The organism is Amycolatopsis kentuckyensis, from assembly GCF_041679295.1.
GTDB lineage: Bacteria > Actinomycetota > Actinomycetes > Mycobacteriales > Pseudonocardiaceae > Amycolatopsis > Amycolatopsis kentuckyensis_A.
Window position 1 is genome coordinate 221,250 of sequence record NZ_JBGDMD010000003.1, and the last position, 17,783, is coordinate 239,032.

Annotated in this window: 13 protein-coding genes and 1 pseudogene; 9 read left to right on the plus strand and 5 right to left on the minus strand. The window is 73.6% G+C overall.

The window, feature by feature from the left end:
- Window positions 1-50: 50 nt before the first annotated feature.
- Window positions 51-689 (plus strand): annotated as a pseudogene (locus ACERZO_RS12730) (AfsR/SARP family transcriptional regulator); the annotation flags it as partial.
- A gap of 4 nt (window positions 690-693) precedes the next feature.
- Here the strand turns inward: ACERZO_RS12730 and ACERZO_RS12735 are convergent.
- Entirely contained in the window at window positions 694-1,074 is a 381-nt protein-coding gene (locus tag ACERZO_RS12735) for an STAS domain-containing protein (RefSeq protein WP_372664809.1), read from the minus strand.
- 384 nt (window positions 1,075-1,458) lie between these two features.
- Between ACERZO_RS12735 and ACERZO_RS12740 the strand changes: the two genes are divergently transcribed.
- The gene (locus ACERZO_RS12740) at window positions 1,459-2,343 is read left to right on the plus strand and encodes a MerR family transcriptional regulator (RefSeq protein ID WP_372664810.1); all 885 of its coding nucleotides are present in this window, start codon (window positions 1,459-1,461) and stop codon (window positions 2,341-2,343) included.
- On the opposite strand, the gene ACERZO_RS12745 is transcribed toward ACERZO_RS12740, so the two are convergent.
- Window positions 2,340-2,774, minus strand: a complete 435-nt coding sequence (locus ACERZO_RS12745; protein WP_372664811.1) for an SRPBCC family protein — start codon at window positions 2,772-2,774, stop codon at window positions 2,340-2,342. The two genes, ACERZO_RS12740 and ACERZO_RS12745, sit on opposite strands and share 4 nt — an antisense overlap.
- 190 nt (window positions 2,775-2,964) lie before the next feature.
- Between ACERZO_RS12745 and ACERZO_RS12750 the strand changes: the two genes are divergently transcribed.
- From ACERZO_RS12750 to fusA, 4 genes are all read left to right on the plus strand, one after another.
- Entirely contained in the window at window positions 2,965-6,570 is a 3,606-nt protein-coding gene (locus tag ACERZO_RS12750; protein WP_372664812.1) for a discoidin domain-containing protein, read from the plus strand.
- 87 nt (window positions 6,571-6,657) lie between these two features.
- Window positions 6,658-8,298 (plus strand): PucR family transcriptional regulator, encoded by a 1,641-nt coding sequence (locus tag ACERZO_RS12755; protein WP_372664813.1) that lies wholly within the window; start codon window positions 6,658-6,660, stop codon window positions 8,296-8,298.
- A 356-nt stretch (window positions 8,299-8,654) separates the two neighbouring features.
- Window positions 8,655-10,094 (plus strand): M4 family metallopeptidase, encoded by a 1,440-nt coding sequence (locus tag ACERZO_RS12760; protein ID WP_372664814.1) that lies wholly within the window; start codon window positions 8,655-8,657, stop codon window positions 10,092-10,094.
- Between the two features lie 285 nt (window positions 10,095-10,379).
- Window positions 10,380-12,320, plus strand: coding sequence for an elongation factor G (fusA, locus tag ACERZO_RS12765; RefSeq protein WP_372664815.1), 1,941 nt, complete (start codon window positions 10,380-10,382; stop codon window positions 12,318-12,320).
- Window positions 12,321-12,489: 169 nt separating this feature from the next.
- Here the strand turns inward: fusA and ACERZO_RS12770 are convergent, their stop codons facing one another.
- Window positions 12,490-13,689, minus strand: coding sequence for a cysteine desulfurase-like protein (locus ACERZO_RS12770; RefSeq protein WP_372664816.1), 1,200 nt, complete (start codon window positions 13,687-13,689; stop codon window positions 12,490-12,492).
- A gap of 20 nt (window positions 13,690-13,709) precedes the next feature.
- A complete protein-coding gene (locus tag ACERZO_RS12775) occupies window positions 13,710-13,931 on the minus strand; it encodes a hypothetical protein (RefSeq protein WP_372664817.1) in 222 nt (73 codons plus the stop codon).
- A 119-nt stretch (window positions 13,932-14,050) separates the two neighbouring features.
- Here ACERZO_RS12775 and ACERZO_RS12780 point away from each other — a divergent pair, with 119 nt between their 5' ends.
- The gene (locus ACERZO_RS12780; RefSeq protein WP_372664818.1) at window positions 14,051-15,280 is read left to right on the plus strand and encodes a glycosyltransferase 87 family protein; all 1,230 of its coding nucleotides are present in this window, start codon (window positions 14,051-14,053) and stop codon (window positions 15,278-15,280) included.
- On the opposite strand, the gene ACERZO_RS12785 is transcribed toward ACERZO_RS12780, so the two are convergent.
- The gene (locus ACERZO_RS12785) at window positions 15,231-15,650 is read right to left on the minus strand and encodes a DUF4383 domain-containing protein (RefSeq protein WP_372664819.1); all 420 of its coding nucleotides are present in this window, start codon (window positions 15,648-15,650) and stop codon (window positions 15,231-15,233) included. The genes ACERZO_RS12780 and ACERZO_RS12785 overlap by 50 nt on opposite strands.
- 77 nt (window positions 15,651-15,727) lie before the next feature.
- On the opposite strand from ACERZO_RS12785, the gene ACERZO_RS12790 reads away from it, so the two are divergent.
- Both ACERZO_RS12790 and ACERZO_RS12795 read left to right on the plus strand, forming a co-directional pair.
- Window positions 15,728-16,189: an SRPBCC family protein gene (locus ACERZO_RS12790; RefSeq protein ID WP_372664820.1), complete on the plus strand. Its 462-nt coding sequence runs from the start codon at window positions 15,728-15,730 to the stop codon at window positions 16,187-16,189.
- Window positions 16,190-16,249: 60 nt separating this feature from the next.
- On the plus strand, window positions 16,250-17,746 hold the full coding sequence (locus ACERZO_RS12795; protein ID WP_372664821.1) for a cryptochrome/photolyase family protein: 1,497 nt from the start codon (window positions 16,250-16,252) through the stop codon (window positions 17,744-17,746).
- Window positions 17,747-17,783: the final 37 nt, after the last annotated feature.

Genomic DNA, 17,783 nt, shown 5'->3' on the forward strand with positions numbered 1-17,783 from the left:
CCCTGCTGGCGGCGCTGGTGCTGCGCCCCGGCGTGACGGTCAGCCAGGCCGAGCTGCTCGACGGCGTCTGGGGGCTGGAGCCGCCCGGCACCGGCGGCCGGGTGCTGCCGGTCTACGTGCACCGGCTGCGCAAGTGCCTGCGCGCGCCCGGCGAGCGCACGCCGGACTCGGTGATCGGCCGCACGCGCGGCGGCTACCGGTTCGCCGCCGACGGCGTCCGGCTCGACACCGCGCGGCTGGCCGAGCTGGCCGCGGACGCCACCGCCGCCGAAGAGGCGGACGAGCCGGCCGCCGCGGTCGAATCCTGGGCCGCCGCGCTCGGGTTGTTCCACGGCGAGCCGCTGTCCGGGCTGCCGGGGCCGTTCGCCGAAGGGCAGCGGCTGCGGCTGACCGAGCGGCGCGCCGCGATGCTGACCCGCAAGGCGCGGCTGCAGCTGGGGCTGGGCCGGTACGCCGAAACCGCCGACGAGCTGTCCGCCGTGCTGGCCGCCGAACCGCTGCGCGAGCCGGTGGCGGCGTTGCTGATGCGGGCGCTGCAGGCCACCGGCCGGCGCGCCGAGGCGATCGCCGTGTACGGCCGGATCCGCGACCGGCTGGCCGCGGACCTGGGCGTCGAACCGGGGGAGGAGCTGCGGCGCGCGCACCGGGCGGTGCTGGACGACGTGCTCCACCCGGACTTCCCCGGGTGAGGGGTCAGGAGACGCGGGCGGCCGGCGTCCCGGCGACTGCCGCGCGGGCCTCGGCGACCCCGGGGTGCAGCGGCAGCACCCGGTCGAGGCCGAGGATGGCCAGCGGCCGGGCGACGGCGATCCGGGCCGCCGCGATGGCGTACGGGATCTTGCGTGCCAGCGCTTCGCGGTAGCCCTCGACGAGGACGCTGAACACCGTCGAGTCGCAGTACGTCGTCTCGGTGAGGTCGGCCACGACCCCCCGGGTGCCGTCGGCGAACGGGCTCAGCAGGACCTCCCGGAGCCGGGACGTCGTGGCCAGGTCGAGGTCGCCGGCACAGCGGACGGTCACGACACCGGCGTCGGTGGTCGTCGCGAAGCGGGGCGAGGTGCGGTTCTCGGTCATCGGAGTCCCTCCTGCGGTGCCAAGTACCCTGCGCAGCCCGGGATCACTCGTCCACGTGGGGTGGATCGCTGCGGCATCCGAGGGATAACGATGCACGAGCGTTGCGCGCGGCGGTAGCTTGGGGTGGCAGCACCGTTTCGGGACGTGCCGGCCGTGCCGGGTTGCCACACCCCCGCGGCCGTGCGGACCCGGCTGACGCGGGCCGGGTCCCGGCGCCGGGCGGCGCCGAAGGGGACGCGGCAGGTCGACGCCCCGCCGCCGCGTCCCCCGCGCACGCTTCGGACCGTTACGTCCGCTTCGCTCCTCGTTCCGGTCTGTCCGCCGTGTCGCCATCGGCCGGGTGCTCCGGCCGTCGCTAAGCTGCGGCGATCGAGGCGAAGGGGAATGGTGGAACCGAAGAGCGTCGACGAGCCGTCCGGAGCGGGTGCCTGGGCGCCGGGCAAGGTCGCGGAGCTGCTCGGCGTTTCGCCGGTGACCCTGCGCAGCTGGAGTGCGCGGTACGGGATCGGCCCGTCCGCGGGCGGCGCCGGCCGCCACCGCCGCTACTCCGACGCCGACGTCCGCCGGCTGCAGCACATGCAGCGGCTCGTCGGGCGCGGGATGCCGGTGCGGGAAGCGGCCGCGGCGGCGTTCGGCGGCGCGGCGGCGGACCCGCCCGAAGTGCCGGCCGCCCGCCGGGTGCGCGAGCTCGAGGAGGCGGCCGAGGAGCTGCGCTCGGCGTCGGTCGCGGGCCTGCTCGACGAGACGCTCGGCACGCTCGGCCCGGCGGCGGCGTGGACCGACGTCCTGGCCCCGGTCCTGCGCGGCCTGGGCGACCGGTGGCAGCGCGGCGACGTCTGCTTCGCGTCGGAATGGGCGCTGACGACGGAGATCTCGCTGGCGTTCGAGCGGTTCAGCCGCCGCTTCCCGGCGGCGGTCCCGGGGCGGCCGGTGCTGCTGGCCTGCTGCCCGGCCGAGCGGCACTCGCTGCCGCTGGAGGCCCTGCGCGCGACGCTGGCGGAAGCGGGGATCCCGGTGGCCTACCTCGGCCAGCTGGTCCCGGCGGAGACCGTCGCCGACCTGGCCGCGCGCCTCGACCCGGTGCTGGTGCTGCTGTGGTCGCTGGCGCCTCCGACGGCCGACGACCTCCTGGCGGCCCGGGTGCGGGACCTGGGCCGGGTGGTGGGCACGGCGGGGCCGGGCTGGGAGCACCTCGGTGATCGGGGCTTCGCGCGGGTGAACGACCTGGCGTCCGCGGTGGAGCTGGCGGTGGACACCGCGGGGGACTAGCCCAGGTCTTCGAGGACCTTCGTCAGCTTCGGCACCACTTCGTCCCCGAGCCGCTCGAACTCGCGCTTCAGGAACGGCCCGGCCAGCTTCGCCAGGCCGTGGAACTCGATCGTCGCGCGGTACCGGACCGTCGTCCCGTCCGGGCCCGCCGACAGGCCGAAGTCGTCCGTCGACGTCGCCGTCCTGTTCTTGCCGACGAACGTCACCCGGCCCGCGTCGCGCCGGGTCAGGCGGTAGTCCAGCTCCGTCCGGCGGCCGCGGAACTCCGACACGTTGTGCCACCGCGCGCCGGCCACGATCGGGCCCTCGTCGGAGCGGGTGCAGCTCACCGTGCCCGGGTCCCACTCTTCGGTGTGCGCGAAGTCCGCGAGGTACGCTGCCACGCGCTCGACCGGCGTGCGCACGGTGAGGGTGCGTTCGACCTGGACCATCGGACCTCCCGGAGGGTTGCGGATTCGTCGCAACCGTAGCGGGCACCGCTCACCGGAGCACGGCGAGCGATTCGCCGACATCGATGTCATTTTTCCTAATTCTTGTCCTCCTTGTCTTCTTGACGCTCGCAACGCGCGCGGCGGAAGCTTCCTGGCAACGTTGTCACCCACGCCCGAACGGAGTTCTCCCATGGCGGAGGAGTACGGCATCACCGCCGATGTCGAGCCCGCGGAGGTGACCGCCGTTTCGCGGCGGCACGTCCTGGCCGCCGGGACCGGCCTGCTGGCCGGGTTCGGCCTCGCGGCCGTCCTGCCCGGGGTCGCGTCCGCCGCGCCCGCCGCCGCCGACGCGCAGGCGGCGAAGACCGACCTCGCCCTGTTCCGCCCGGTGCAGGTGTCCTCGACCGCCTACGCCGCCACCCCGGCCGGCTTCGCCGTCGACGGCCTCGCCCAGGTCGGCGTCAAGGGCTCCGGCTGGCGCGCCGCGGACGGCGACGGCCAGTGGATCGTCGTCGACCTGCAGGGCCAGTGCCGGATCGACTCGGTCGTCCTCACCTTCGAAGCCCAGCCCGGCGACCCCGCCTTCGACGCCGCCGGCTCTCGCAGCCACACCAGCGGCTTCGAGATCCTGTCCAGCTACGCCGTGTCCTTCGACCTCGACGTCTCCGGCGACGGCAAGGCCTGGCGCACTGTCCACCACACCGACGCCGGCACCGGCGGAGTCGTCACGATCCCGCTGCCGGCCGTCACCGCGCGCTGGGTCCGCTTCAGCGCCGCGAGCCGCTCGACGACCAACCCGCTGGGCCTCAACGGTTTCCAGGTCTTCGGTACCAGCAAGGACACCCGCCCGGCGGTCCGCGGCTGGACCAGCTTCCCGGTCCGCCCGCACGACGACCCGCCCGCGCTCGCCGTCGCGGCCGACGGAACCGTGCCGCTCGAGTCCGGCTGGGTCCTCACCATGGACGACTGGGCGCCCACCGGCGACGGCAAGGCGCTCTCCGGCGACACCGTCGACACCCGCGGCTGGCTCCCGGCGACCGTCCCCGGCACGGTCCTCGCATCGCTGGTCGAGCAGGGCCAGCTGCCCGACCCGGTCTCCGGGATGAACCAGCTCCACGTCCCGGAAGCGCTGTCCCGCCACGCCTGGTGGTACCGCCGCCGCTTCGCCCTGCCGCGCGGCCTCGACACCTCGCCGGGCCGGCACGTCTGGCTCGAGTTCGACGGCGTCAACCACGAAGCCCGGATCTGGCTCAACGGCGCCGAAATCGGCACCCAGAGCCACCCGTTCGGCCGCGGCGCGTACGACGTCACGGCGGCGCTGCGCCGCACCGGCGACCAGGCCCTCGCGGTGAAGATCTCGCCGATGCCGCGGCCGGGCAGCCCGGGGGACAAGGGCGCCGACGGCAGCTCGTGGCGCGACGCGGGCAGCACCATGTTCGACAACTCGCCGACCTACCTCGCGGTGTCCGGCTGGGACTGGATGCCCGCGGTCCGCGACCGCGCGTCGGGCATCTGGGACCACGTCCGCCTGCGCTCCACCGGCGCGGCGGTCCTCGGTGACGTCCGTGTCGACACGTTGGTGCCCGACGCGGCCACGGCCGAGGTGACGCTCACCGTGCCGGTGCGCAACGCCGCCGCGACCGCCCAGCGCGTCAAGGTCAGTGCCGCCTTCGGCCCGGTCAGCGTCTCGGCCACGGTCACCGTCCCGGCCGGGCAGACCACCGACGTCGCGTTCCCGAAGCAGGTGGTGAAGAACCCGAAGCTGTGGTGGCCCAACGGCTACGGCGACCCGAACCTCTACGACCTGACGCTGACCGCGGCGATCGGCGCGAGCACCAGCGACCGCCGGACGGTCAAGATCGGCTTGCGCGAGATCGGCTACCAGTACGACCTGCCGATCGTCATCGCCGACGGCCGCGCCACCCAGACCGTCGACCTCGCGCCGCAGAACGCCCGGTTCGTCCGGATGCAGGGCCTGAGACGCGCCACGGGCTGGGGTTTCTCGCTGTGGACGATGGCCGTGCTGGACGGTTCGGGCACCGACGTGGCGCAGGGCAAGGCGGCCAGCTCGTTGTCGGTGGCCGACGGCAACCCGCCCGAGCGCGCCTTCGACGGCGACCCGAACACCCGCTGGACCTCGGCCTACGAGGACAACCAGTGGCTGCAGGTCGACCTCGGCGCCGCGACCGCGTTCGACAAGGTCGTGCTGACCTGGGAGACCGCCTACGCCGCGACCTTCAAGATCCAGGTGTCGGCCGACGGCGGCACCTGGACCGACGCCGCCTCGGTGGACAACAGCCCGAAGCCGCTGACGTTCCTCGTCAACGGCGTCAAGGTGTTCGCCCGCGGCGGCAGCTGGGGCTGGGACGAGCTGCTGCGCCGGATGCCGGCCGAGCGCACCGACGCGGTCGTCGCCATGCACCGCGACATGAACTTCACGCTGCTCCGCAACTGGGTCGGCTCGTCCTACCGCCAGGAGCTGTTCGACGCCTGCGACAAGTACGGCGTCCTGCTGTGGAACGAGTTCTGGGACGGCTGGTCGACCGACCCGGCCAACCACGACATCTTCCTCGCGCAGGCGAAGGACACGGTGCTGCGCTACCGCCACCACGCGTGCGCGACGGTCTGGTTCGGCTGCAACGAAGGCACCCCGCCGCCGGTGATCGACAACGCGCTGCGGGACATCGTGCACGACCACACCGACCTGCTGTACCAGGGCAACTCGGCGGGTGGCGTGATCACCGGCGACGGGCCGTACTTCTGGCAGGACCCGAAGCGGTACTTCACCGGTGAGGCGACGGGCGGCAAGTACGGGTTCTGGAGCGAGATCGGGCTGCCGACCGTGTCGGTCGTGGAGAGCATGCGCAACCTCGTCGGCGAGGACGACCCGGGCTGGCCGATCGGTGCGCCGTGGTTCCTGCACGACTGGTCCACGGGCGGCAACCAGTCGCCGCAGAGCTACCTCGCCGCGATCGACGCGCGGCTCGCGCCGTCGACGAGCCTCGCCGAGTTCTGCCGCAAGGCGCAGTTCGTCAACTACGAGAACATGCGCGCGATCTTCGAGGCGTGGAACACCAGGCTGTGGGCCGACGCGACCGGCGTGCTGCTCTGGATGTCGCACCCCGCGTGGCACAGCACGGTGTGGCAGACCTACGACTACGACCTCGACGTCAACGGCAGCTACTACGGCGCACGCAAGGGATGCGAGGCCCGGCACGTCCAGGCCGACCTGACGACGTGGCAGGTCCGCGTCGTCAACCACACGCCGTCGGCGCTGAGCGGCGTGACGGTCGCCGCGCGGCTGTTCTCCTTGGACGGCGCCTCGCTCGGTGCCCCGGTGCAGCAGAAGCTGGACGTCGCCGCGAACGTCGGCGCGCCCGTGTTCACCGTGCCGTTCGACGCCGGGCACCCGGACCTGCACCTGCTCCGGCTGACCCTGACCGACGCGGGCGGGGCGGTGCTGTCGGAGAACACGTACTGGCGCTACCGCAGCGACGCGGCCATGCGCGCGCTCAACCAGCTCCCGGGCGCGCGGCTGACGTCGTCGTTGAAGGCCGACGGCGACGCCTTCACCGCGACGGTCCGCAACGACGGCCAGACGGTCGCGGCGATGATCCGGCTGTCGCTGCGGGAGCGCAACGGCACCGACCGCGTCCTGCCGACCCGCTACGGCGACAACTACTTCTGGCTGCTGCCGGGGGAGAGCCGCACGGTCCGCGTCGAGCCGCGGCGGCGCGTGCCCGGGGCCCGGCTGCAGGTGGAGGCCTACAACGTGGCGGCGAAGCTGACGTCGTAGCCCGGTTGGTGCGGGCGCACGAATCGACGAGGTGAATTCGTCCCTCCCGACGAACTAGGCTGGCGGTGTCCCGCCTAGCTTCGGGAGGTGCTCGTTTCGGTGAACCTGCGCCCGCACGCCAGCCTCGGCCGCGTCCTCGACGACCTGGGCGGCACGCTCCTGGACCTCGTCCTCGGGGACGCCGACCGGCCTGGCGGCATCGGCGGTGTCGCCATCCACGACCCGCTCGACGAACCCGCGCTGCCGCAGCACGCGCTGGTGCTGGGCGTCGGCCTCGCCGAGCCCGACGAAGTGGTGCGCCAGCTGCGGGTCCTGGCCCGCCACGACGCGGCCGGGCTCGTGCTGCGCGCGCCGGTCACCGTGACGGCCGCGATCACCGCCGCCGTCGAGGAGTCCGGCGTCGCGTTGCTGAGCCTGGCCCGCGGCGCGTCGTGGGCCCAGCTCGCGGCGATGCTGCGGTCGCTGCTGGCCGAGGGCGACGTCGGCGACGCCGAACCCGAGACCCTCGCCGGGCTGCCGTCGGGTGACCTCTTCGCGGTGGCCAACGCGATCGGGGCGCTCATCGACGCACCGGTCACCATCGAGGACCGCCGTTCGCGTGTGCTCGCGTTTTCCGGCCGCCAGGACGAAGCCGACCCCTCGCGCGTCGAGACCATCCTCGGCCGGCAGGTGCCCGAGCGCTTCTCGCGGATGCTGGCCGACCGCGGGGTTTTCCGCGAGCTCTACCGCAGCGACCGGCCGGTGTACGTCGACCGCCCGCCGGAGAGCCCCGACGGGTTCATGATCCCCCGCGTCGCGGTCGCGGTCCGGGCGGGCGACGAGATCCTCGGCTCGATCTGGGCCGCGGTGCGCGAACCGCTGACTCCCGACCGCACCCAGGCCCTGTGCGACGCGGCCCGCCTGGTGGCGCTGCACCTGCTGCGCGTCCGGGCGGGTGCCGACGTCGAACGCCGGCTGCGCGCGGACTTGCTGAGCACGGCGCTCGAGGGCGGGGCGGCCGCGCGGGAAGCGTTGAGCCGCCTGGGTTTGGCGGACCAGCCGGTGGTCGTGCTGGCGCTGGCGGTGCTGGAGAACGGCGCCGAGGACGCGGAGGTCGCGACCGAGCGGCAGCGGCTGGCCGACGGCCTGGCGATGCACTTGAGCGCGGTCCACCCGCGCTGCGCGGCGGCCCTCGTCGGCGACACCGCGTACGGGCTGGTGCCGGTGACCCGCGACGCCGACGGCGAACGCCGCGCGCTGCGGATCGCGAAGGACTTCCTGGACCGGGTGGGCGACCGCGTCCGGGCGGTCATCGGGATCGGGCCGGTGGCCCGCAGCGCGGCGGAACTGCCGGAAGCCCGCGACAGCGCGGACCGAGCGTTGCGGGTGCTGAGGTCGGGCAGCGGGGCGGGCCGCCGGGTGGCGGCTTTGGCCGACGTGCACGTCGAGGCGCTGTTGTTGGAGCTGCAGGATTTGGTGGCGGCCCGCGGCGACCGCCCGACCGGCCCGGTCGCGCGCTTGCTCGACTACGACGAGCAGCACCACGCCCATCTGGTCGAGACGCTGCGGGCGTGGCTCGACGCTTTCGGCGACGTGATCGCGGCATCGGCTGCCGTGCACGTTCATCCCAACACGTTCCGGTACCGCCTGCGTCGGCTGGCCGAGGTCGGTGGCTTCGACATGACCGATCCTGAGGCGCGGTTCGCGGCGATGCTTCAGTTGCGGGTGGTGGCCCCGCCGGCATCCTGAGGTCGGTCGCGGCGGCCTCGCCGAGGTCGCCGGGGCGGACGGGGCCCAATCCGGGAGACCGTTTCGCGACCAGGCTTCAGCTTCGGGTGGTGGGCCCGCCGGCGTCCCGAAGCCGGTTGGCCGAGGTCGGTGGCTTCGACATGACCGATCCGGAGGCCCGGTTCGCGGCGATGCTGCAGCTCCGCGTCGTGGCCCCGCCGGCATCCTGACCTGCCCGAAATGTCGGTGATTAACTACCGACTTACGACGCCCATGTGGTGACTTACCTACTTTCGACCGGTGTGCGACCCCATCGGGGCATGTGACCCTGCTCGGACTTCACGACAGGTGATCAAGCTTCCACGGAGGTGTACCGGGTGTCACGCAAACGGGTCGTCGCAGGGACGGCAGCAGTAAGCGCCGCCGTCGTCGCGGTGTCGCTGGCCACGACCGGCTCGCCGGCCTACGCGACCATCGCGCAGCCGTCGATGCACGCGCTGAACTCCCTCGCGATGCCGTTCGGCAGCGTCGTGCGGTCGCAGCAGGAGATCGGCGGCGTGCCGGTGTTCGGCGGCCAGCTCGTGCAGCTGCGCGACAAGGCGGGCGCGGTCCTCGCGACCCACGGCCGCACCGCGAAGAAGACCACCGGCGCCTTCCCGGCGAGCGATGCCGGTGCCGCGGACGCCGCCATCGCGGACGTCGCCAAGCGCACCGGTCTCGCCGTGACCACGCTCAAGGCCGACGCGCCCCGCGCGTACTGGTACGACGCCACCCTCGGCGGCGCGAAGGGCGACGGCGTCGCCGTGCCGACCTACCAGGTCACCGTGCACGGCGCGAAGCTGAACGACAAGTGGACCGAGGTCGTCGAGGCCGGCACCCGGGACGTCCTGGTGTCGTGGTCGGAGGTCCGCGAGGCCAACCGGGACGTCTGCGACGCCGACCGGAAGGTGGTGAGCGGCAGCACCGCGTCGGTCCGCTGCGGCACCGCCTTCGCCGTCGCGCGCAAAGAAGGCGGCGCCGAGTCGGGCGTCGCCGACGTCAACAACGTCTACACGTTCTTCGGCCAGGCCTCGGACTTCTACCGGAAGTACGTCAACGTCGACCTGACGAGCCTGATCGGCGCCGACTACTCCGACGGCACCGGCAAGGCGCTGCGCGGCACCGTCCGGATCTGCGTCAGCGGCGAGTGCCCGTTCGCGAACGCCTTCTGGGACGGCGAGCAGATGGCCTTCGGCGAGGGCGTCACCACCGACGACATCACCGGCCACGAGCTGACGCACGGCGTCACGCAGCACACGTCCGGCCTGAGCGGCGGCCAGGCCGACTCGATCAACGAAGGCCTCTCCGACGTCTTCGGCAAGTTCATCGGCATCACCTCGAACGACCCGAACGACACCGGGGACAACCGCTGGCTGCTCGGCGCGGGCTCGTCGCTGGGCGCGATCCGGAACATGAAGGACCCGCGCTCGTCGCTCAAACCGCAGCCGGACATGGTCAACGGCCCCGGCTGGGACACGAACAACCCGGACGAGCACATCAACGACGGTGTCGTCAACAAGGCCGACTACCTCATCACCGACGGCGACACCTTCAACGGGCAGACCGTGCGCGGCCTCGGCCTCGACAAGTCCGTCCAGATCTGGTGGGGCGTCGAGAACACGCTGACCCAGAGCGCGACGTTCAAGGACGTCGGCGACGCGCTGAACTCCTCCTGCGCGGCGCTCGCCACGGCGGGCACCGCGGGCATCACCGCCGACGACTGCACCCAGGTCGGCAACGCGGTGAAGGCCACCCAGCTGGACCAGGACCCCAGCTAGTCCACTCACGCGGCGAAGGCCACTCCGGGGAACCGGGGTGGCCTTCGCCGCGCAAAACCGGTTGGCGGCCCGGAAAGCCGCCGTTACGCTGCCCGCGAGTCCGAGATCGCGTGAACGAAGGGAGCCGGCCGTGCAGGTCGCCGTCGTCTCCCGTCCGCGGTCCGAGGTGATCCTCGTGTCTTCGCGCTTCCGGTGTCCGCCGCGCGGCTGACACCGCTTCCGTGACGCCTTCCGTCGCGGCGAATCGCGCTGCCCCGACCGGATCGTCCACAAAGGACTCGCGCCATGCGCACGCACGACCTGACCACCGTCCGCAACCTGGGCATCCTCGCCCACGTCGACGCGGGCAAGACCACCGTCACCGAACGGATCCTGCACCTCGCCGGAGCCACCCACAGGACGGGCGAGGTCCACGACGGCACCACCGTCACCGACTTCGACCTGCAGGAACGCGACCGCGGCATCACGATCTTCGCCGCGGCCGTCGGCTGCGCGTGGCGCGGGCACCGGCTGACCATCGTCGACACGCCCGGCCACGTCGACTTCACCGCCGAGGTCGAGCGGTCGCTGCGCGTCCTCGACGGCGCGATCGCCGTGTTCGACGCCGTCGCGGGCGTCGAGCCGCAGAGCGAAACCGTGTGGCGCCAAGCGGATCGCCACGGCGTGCCGCGGATCGCGTTCGTCAACAAGATGGACCGCGCGGGCGCCGACCTCGACGCGGCCGTCGCGTCGATCCGGGAGCGGCTGCACCCGGCGCCGCTGGTCGTGCAGCTGCCGATCGGGCGCGAGGGCGGCTTCACCGGCGTCCTCGACCTGGTGCGTCCGCCGGCGGACGCGTCGGCGGAGGCGCGACGACGACGCCGGGCGCTGGAGGAAGCCGTCGCCGAGCTGCACCCGGTGGCGCTGGACGAGTTCTGCGCCACCGGGACGATCTCGGGGGAGACGCTGGAGAAGGCCTTGCGGGAGCTGACCCTCAGCGGCGACGGGCTCGTCGTGCTGTGCGGCGCGGCCTACCGCGACCGCGGGATCGAGCCGCTGCTCGACGCCGTCGTGGCCTACCTGCCGGCACCCTCGGACGTCCCGCCGGTGCGCGCCGACCGGCCCGCCGACCCGGCGGCGCCGCTGGCAGCGCTGGTGTTCAAGGTGGCCGCGACGGCCACCGGGCGGCTGACGTACGTGCGGGTGTACTCGGGAACGCTGCGAAAGGGGGACCAGGTGCGCGACGGCGATCGCGTCGACCGCGTCGCGCGGGTCCTGCGCGTGCAGGCCGACCGGCACGCGCCGGTGGACAGCGCGGTGGCCGGCGACATCGTGGCGGTGGCCGGGCCGAAGGCGGCCCGCGTCGGCGCCACGCTCTGCGCGCCGGACGCCCCGGTGCTGCTGGAGCCGCCGCCGACGGCGGACCCGGTGGTTTCGGTGGCCGTCGAAGCCCGCCGGGCGGGTGAGAGCGACCGGCTGGTGTCGGCGCTGGCGCGGCTGGCGGAGGAGGACCCGTCGCTGGTCGTGCGGACCGACCCGGAGACCGGGCAGACGCTGCTGTCCGGCCTGGGCGAGCTGCACCTGGAGGTGGCGGTGGAGAAGCTGCGGCGCGATCGCGGGCTCGAAGTCGCGGTCGGCCGGCCTTCGGTGGCGCACCGGGAAAGCGTGGTCCGCGGGGTGTCCGGGCTGCTGTACCGGCACGTCAAGCAGGACGGCGGGGCGGGCCAGTTCGCCCACGTGGTCCTCGACGTCGAGCCGGCCGCCGAGGGGTTCGAGTTCGCTTCGGCGGTCGTCGGCGGCGCGGTGCCGCGCGAGTACGTCCGCGCGGTCGAGGCCGGGTGCCGGGACGCGCTGGCCGAGGGGCCGCTGGGCGGGCACCCGGTGACGGGCCTGCGGGTGGTGCTGACCGGCGGGACGACCCACCCGAAGGACTCGTCGGACCTGGCGTTCCGGACGGCGGGGCGGCTCGGCCTGCGGGAAGCCCTGCGCGCGTGCCAACTGCGGCTGCTGGAACCGGTCGCCGAGGTGGCGGTGACGGTGCCGGCCGACGCGGTCGGCGGCGTGCTCGGCGACCTCGCGGCCCGCCGCGGCCGGGTGGCCGGCTCGCAGGTCCGCGCGGGCACGGCGGTGGTGACGGCGACGGTCCCGGTGGCCGAGCTGTTCGGCTACGCGAACCGGCTCCGCAGCCGGACGCAGGGCCGCGGCACGTTCACCGCGCGGCCGTCCGGCTACGCCCCGGCGCCGTAGCCCGGCCCAAGCGCCCCAAGGTGGACTTGGTTGCTCCGCCCACGCCCCCACCACCACCCTCAACGGAGGCGCTCCGCGCCGCGGTGCTGATTCAACGCACCCAAGGTGGCCTTCGGTGCGTCACACGCACCGAAGGCCACATTGGGGCGCTTCAGGCAGGCGGATCCACTCAGGCGCGGGGCAGCGAGGCCACTCCGGCCAGCAAGGCGTCGACATCGGCTTCCGTGGTGTACGGCGCGATCCCCGCCCGCACCGCGCCCGTGTCGCCGAGCCCCAGGTGCCGCGAGCACTCGATCGCGTAGAAGCTCCCCGCGGGCGCGTTCACCCCGGAAGCCCCGAGGTGCTCGTACACCGCCTGCGACGCGACGCCGTCGACGGAGAACAGGACCGTCGGCGTCCGGTGCCGCTCCGGCGCGCCGTACCGGGTGATGCCGGGGAGCTCGGCCAAGCCCTGGTCGAGACGGGTGAGCAGCGCGTTTTCGTGCTCCTCCACGGCCGCAAAGGAACTCGACAGCCGCGACCGGCGCGAGCCCGATCCCGGCACCAGCCCCGCCAGGAAGTCGATCGCCGCGGTCGTGCCGGCCAGCAGCTCGTACGGCAGCGTCCCCAGCTCGAACCGCTCCGGCACCGCGTCGGTCGAGGGCAGCAGCTTGTCCGGGTGCAGCGTCTCCAGCAGCGACGGCGCCGCGACGACCAGGCCCAGGTGCGGGCCGAGGAACTTGTACGGCGAGCACGCGTAGAAGTCGGCCCCCAGCGCCGTGACGTCGACGGCGGCGTGCGGCGTGAGGTGCACGCCGTCGACGTACAGCAGCGCGCCGGCGTCGTGCACCGCGGCCGCGATCGCCGGGATGTCCGGCCGGGTGCCGAGCAGGTTCGACGCCGCCGTCACCGCCACCAGCCGCGTCCGCTCCGACAGCAGCCCGGTGACGGCGGCCGGGGCCAGCTCCCCGGTCGCCGCGTCGAAGTCCGCCCAGCGCACGGTCGCGCCGGCTGCCGACGCGGCCTGCACCCACGGCCGGATGTTCGCGTCGTGGTCGAGCCGGGTGACGACGACCTCGTCGCCCGGCCCCCAGTTCTTGGCCAGCGTGCGGGAGAAGTCGTAGGTCAGCTGCGTCATGCTGCGGCCGAAAACGACCCCGGCCGGGTCCGCGGCGAGCAGGTCGGCGACGGCCTGGCGCGCGTCGGCGACCACCGCGCTCGCCCGGCGCTCGGCCGCCGTGACGACGCCGCGGTTGGCGATCGCCGCGCACAGCGTCCCGGCCACGGCCTCGCCGACGACGTCGGGAACCTGCGAGCCGCCCGGGCCGTCGAAGTGCGCGGCGGAGAGGGCGGGGAAGTGCTTGCGGATCGTCTGCACGTCGTAGCTCATGGCGCCAGCGTGCCAGGAAGTCAGCGGTTCCGGGGGTGCTCGCGGGCCCGCCGCTCGGTGCCGTGCTTGTAGTTGCCGGTGGCGCGGGCCATCAGCAGCTGGCGGTCGTCACCGCGGTCGGCGGCGGCCAGGAACCGCGCGGCGGCGGACCCGCGCAGCGTCCCGGCCGGGCGGCCGTGGTGGGTGATCGTGACGGTGCCGCGTTCGTCGACGCGGTAGGCGAAGCCGGTCGGTGTCCCCATCCGCCCAGGCTGGCACGGCGGGCAACCCGTTTTTCGGGAGCAGAGGTCCGGGGGTTTCCCGGATGGCGCCCGGGCGGGGACCCGACAGAATGCGAGAGGTGATCGGAGGGGGACGAGGGGTGCGGGCCAAACTGGGGAACGCGTACGTCCTGCTGGGCGCGCAGGTGCTCGTCCTGGCGGTGCTGCTGGTGTCGTTCAACGACGGCCGGGTGCGGTTCCCCGCCTACCGCGTCGACCTGGACGTCTACCGGCTCGGGTCGGCGGCGCTGCTGCACGGCGACGCGCTGTACGGCACCCTGCCGCCCACCGGCGACGGTCAGCTGCTGCTGTTCACCTACCCGCCGTTCGCCGCGGTCGTGCTGGCGCCGCTGGCCGTCCTGCCGTACTGGGCCGCCTGCGTCGTGGTCACCGTCGGCACCCTCGCTCTGCTCGCGTTGGTGCTGGTCACGGTCCTGCGAGCGCTCGGGGCGCGAGCCGGCCGGCGGCGGGTCGCGGTGGTCCTCCTGGCCGCCGAAGTCCTCGAGCCGGTGCTGCGCACGGTTTACGCGGGACAGATCGACCTGCTGCTGCTCGCCCTCGTCGTGCTCGACGTCCTGGTGGACACCCCGCGGTGGCCGCGCGGCCTGCTGATCGGGCTCGCCGCCGCGATCAAGCTGACCCCGGCGGTGTTCCTGCTCTACTTCCTGCTCCGCCGGGACACCCGGGCGGCCGTGACGAGCGTCGTCACGTTCCTCGCCGCGACGGCGCTGGGTTTCCTGCTGGCCGGCGCCGACTCGGTGCGGTACTGGACCGGCGCGCTGTGGGACACCGGTCGCGTCGGCGAGCCGACCTACGCCGGCGACCAGTCGCTGCTGGGGCTGCTCGCCCGGGCCGGCGTGCCCGCTGACGCGCGGACCGCGTGGTGGCTGCCGCTGGTGGCGGTAGTCCTCGTGCTGACCGCGCTGGGCGTGCGACGCGCGCTGAACGCGGGGGAGCGGACGGTCGCGCTCGGCGTCAACGCCGTCGGCGGCCTGCTGGTCTCGCCGATTTCGTGGACGCACCACTGGGTCTGGGCCGTGGTCGTGCTGCTCGGCTGGGCGGAGCTGGCGCGCCGCGCCCGGCGGCGCGGCTTGGCCGTCCTGGCCGGGGCGGGTGCGGTGCTCTTCGTCGCCGGGCCGCAGTGGTGGTGGCCGCGCGGCGGGGAAGTCGAGCGCGACTGGACGTTCTTCCAGCAGCTGACCGGCAACGGCTACGTCCTCTTCGGGTTCGCCGTGCTCGTCGCGGCGGCGCTGGTGCGCTTCCCGCGGCCGGCGGACGACTTCAGCGGCGCCGTCCCCGTTGCCGCCAGCCGGCTCCCAGGACGAGCATGACCGTGCCGAGGGCGAGGGCGAGGCAGACCCCGGCGGTGTTCATCGGCAGCACGTCGGTGACCGCGTGCGGCAGCGGGAGCAGCCCGGCCAGGCCGACCACGGAGTAGCCGATGCCGGCGGCGAGCAGGAACCGGGCGGCCAGGCGGGAAGAACGGGTGCAGAACACCGCGACGGCGCCGGTCAGCAGGTGCAGCAGCGCCCACAGCCCGGACACCGAGAACAGCCCGAACAGCTCGTGCGGGCCGGTGCCGTCCGCGACCCCCGACATCAGCTCCAGCGCGGCGAGCACGAGGAACAGCAAGCCGATCAGCATGCCCATGCCCTGGACGGGGGCGGGACCGCGCCGGGTCTCGGGTTCGGTGGCCGTCATGCTCACCAGGTTCCCCGGAAAACGCCTTTTAATGCACGACTTCAGGGGTAACCCAGGGGCCGACGAAAGGTGAGCCGATGACCGAGTACCGCCACACCGCGACGGCCGACGTCCCCGCGGACGAGCTGTTCGCGTTCCTGAGCCACCCGGAGAACCTGCCGCGGTACTTCCCCGAGATGAAGGTCGCCGAGCCGAAGGGGGGCGACAGCGTGCACGTCGAGGCGGAGGTGCACGGCCGGCGCGTCGCCGGCGAGGCGTGGCTGCACACCGACGCGGCGAACCGTTCGCTGTCCTGGGGCGCCGAAGGCCCCGACGACTACCACGGCGAGCTGCGGATCGCCGAGGACGGCCCGGCGTCGTCGGAGATCACCGTGACGCTGCACAGCGTCCGGGAGGCCGGCGGCGGAGAGGTCCAGCAGGGGCTCGAGCGCACGGTGGCCGCGATGACCCACGCGGCGAGCGCCGACGCCGACGTCGAAGCGGCCGAAGGCGAGGGCGGCTGGACGTCCTACGACACCAAGAGGGAATCGTCGAGCTGAGGCGGGAACGGCCCGTGGCGTCCGCTGCGGAACCGCGCGAACCGGGCTAGCGTTCCGCCCATGCGAAACGAGCCCGCGCTCTGGCTGTTCGCCGACCAGCTCGGGCCGCACTTCCACAGCACCCCCGAGCACCGCGGCCGCGACGTGCTGGTGATCCGGTCGGCCGCCGCCTTCGGGGCCAAGCCGTTCCACCGGCAGAAACTGCACCTCGTGCAGGCCGCGCTCCACCGCCTGGCCGCCGATCTCGGCGACCGGGTCACCCTCGTCGACGCGCCGGACTACCGGACCGGCCTGCGGCGGTTCGGGCGCCCGGTCGTCGTGCACGAGCCGACGTCGCACGCCGCCGATGCCTTCGTCCGGCGGCTGCGCGACGAAGGCGTCGTCACGGACATCCGGCCCACGCCCGGCTTTGTACTGTCCAAAGAGGACTTCAAGACCTGGGCCGACGGGCGGAAGCGGTTCGTCATGGAGGACTTCTACCGCGACCAGCGCCGGAAGTTCGGCGTGCTGCTCGAAGCCGACGGCGAACCCGAAGGCGGGCAGTGGAACTACGACCACGACAACCGGCAGCCGCCGCCGAAGACGACGCGGCTCGACGTTCCCGCGCCCTGGCGCCCGCGGGAAAACGAGATCGACGACCGCGTCCGCGCCGAACTCGACGAAGCCGTCCGCGCGGGGAAGATTCACCCGGTCGGGGTCGACGGGCCGCGGCAGTTCGCCGTCGGGCACGACGAGGCCGTCCGCGCGCTGCGGCGGTTCCTCGACCACCGGCTGCCCGTCTTCGGCCCGCACCAGGACGCGATGCTCACCCACGACTGGGCGATGGCGCACGCGCTGCTCTCGGTGCCGCTCAACCTCGGCTTGCTCGACCCGCGCGACGTCGTGCGGCGCGCCGAGGAGCGCTACCGGGCCGGTGACGCGCCGCTGAGCAGCGTCGAAGGGTTCGTCCGGCAGGTGCTGGGCTGGCGCGAGTGGGTGTGGCACCTGTACTGGTACCAGGGGCCGGAGTACCTGCGGCGCAACGCGTTGCAGGCGCGCCGGAAGCTCCCGGAGTGGTGGCGTTCGCTCGACGCGGACGCCGTCGAAGCGGCTTGCCTGCGCACCGCGCTGGCCGGGGTGCGCGACCGCGGCTACGCCCACCACATCGAACGCCTGATGGTGCTCGGCAACCACGCGCTGCAGCGCGGGTACGACCCGGCCGAGCTGACCCGCTGGTTCGCCACCGCCTTCGTCGACGGCTTCCCATGGGTGATGCCGGCGAACGTGATCGGCATGAGCCAGTACGCCGACGGCGGGGTCGTCGCGACGAAGCCGTACGCCGCCGGCGGCGCGTACATCAACCGGATGAGTGACCATTGCCCCGGTTGTGTGTTCGACCCGAAGAAGCGGACCGGCCCGGACGCCTGTCCGTTCACGGCCGGGTACTGGGCGTTCCTCGACCGCAACGCCGGGCGGCTGCGGGACAACCACCGGATGCGGCAGCCGTTGCGGGGCCTGGAAAGGCTGGCGGACCGTGACGAGGTCGTCGCCCGGGAGGCTGACCGTCGCCACTTCTGATTTCACCTCATTGTGTGGCTAGCCGGGCAGGTTCTGC

Bases quoted from the DNA above. Each gene is read 5' to 3' on its own strand.
- ACERZO_RS12735 (WP_372664809.1), bottom strand. From the start codon at position 1,074: ATGACCGAGAACCGCACCTCGCCCCGCTTCGCGACGACCACCGACGCC.
- ACERZO_RS12740 (WP_372664810.1), top strand. From the start codon at position 1,459: ATGGTGGAACCGAAGAGCGTCGACGAGCCGTCCGGAGCGGGTGCCTGG.
- ACERZO_RS12745 (WP_372664811.1), bottom strand. From the start codon at position 2,774: ATGGTCCAGGTCGAACGCACCCTCACCGTGCGCACGCCGGTCGAGCGC.
- ACERZO_RS12750 (WP_372664812.1), top strand. From the start codon at position 2,965: ATGGCGGAGGAGTACGGCATCACCGCCGATGTCGAGCCCGCGGAGGTG.
- fusA (WP_372664815.1), top strand. From the start codon at position 10,380: ATGCGCACGCACGACCTGACCACCGTCCGCAACCTGGGCATCCTCGCC.
- ACERZO_RS12770 (WP_372664816.1), bottom strand. From the start codon at position 13,689: ATGAGCTACGACGTGCAGACGATCCGCAAGCACTTCCCCGCCCTCTCC.
- ACERZO_RS12775 (WP_372664817.1), bottom strand. From the start codon at position 13,931: ATGGGGACACCGACCGGCTTCGCCTACCGCGTCGACGAACGCGGCACC.
- ACERZO_RS12785 (WP_372664819.1), bottom strand. From the start codon at position 15,650: ATGACGGCCACCGAACCCGAGACCCGGCGCGGTCCCGCCCCCGTCCAG.
- ACERZO_RS12790 (WP_372664820.1), top strand. From the start codon at position 15,728: ATGACCGAGTACCGCCACACCGCGACGGCCGACGTCCCCGCGGACGAG.
- ACERZO_RS12795 (WP_372664821.1), top strand. From the start codon at position 16,250: ATGCGAAACGAGCCCGCGCTCTGGCTGTTCGCCGACCAGCTCGGGCCG.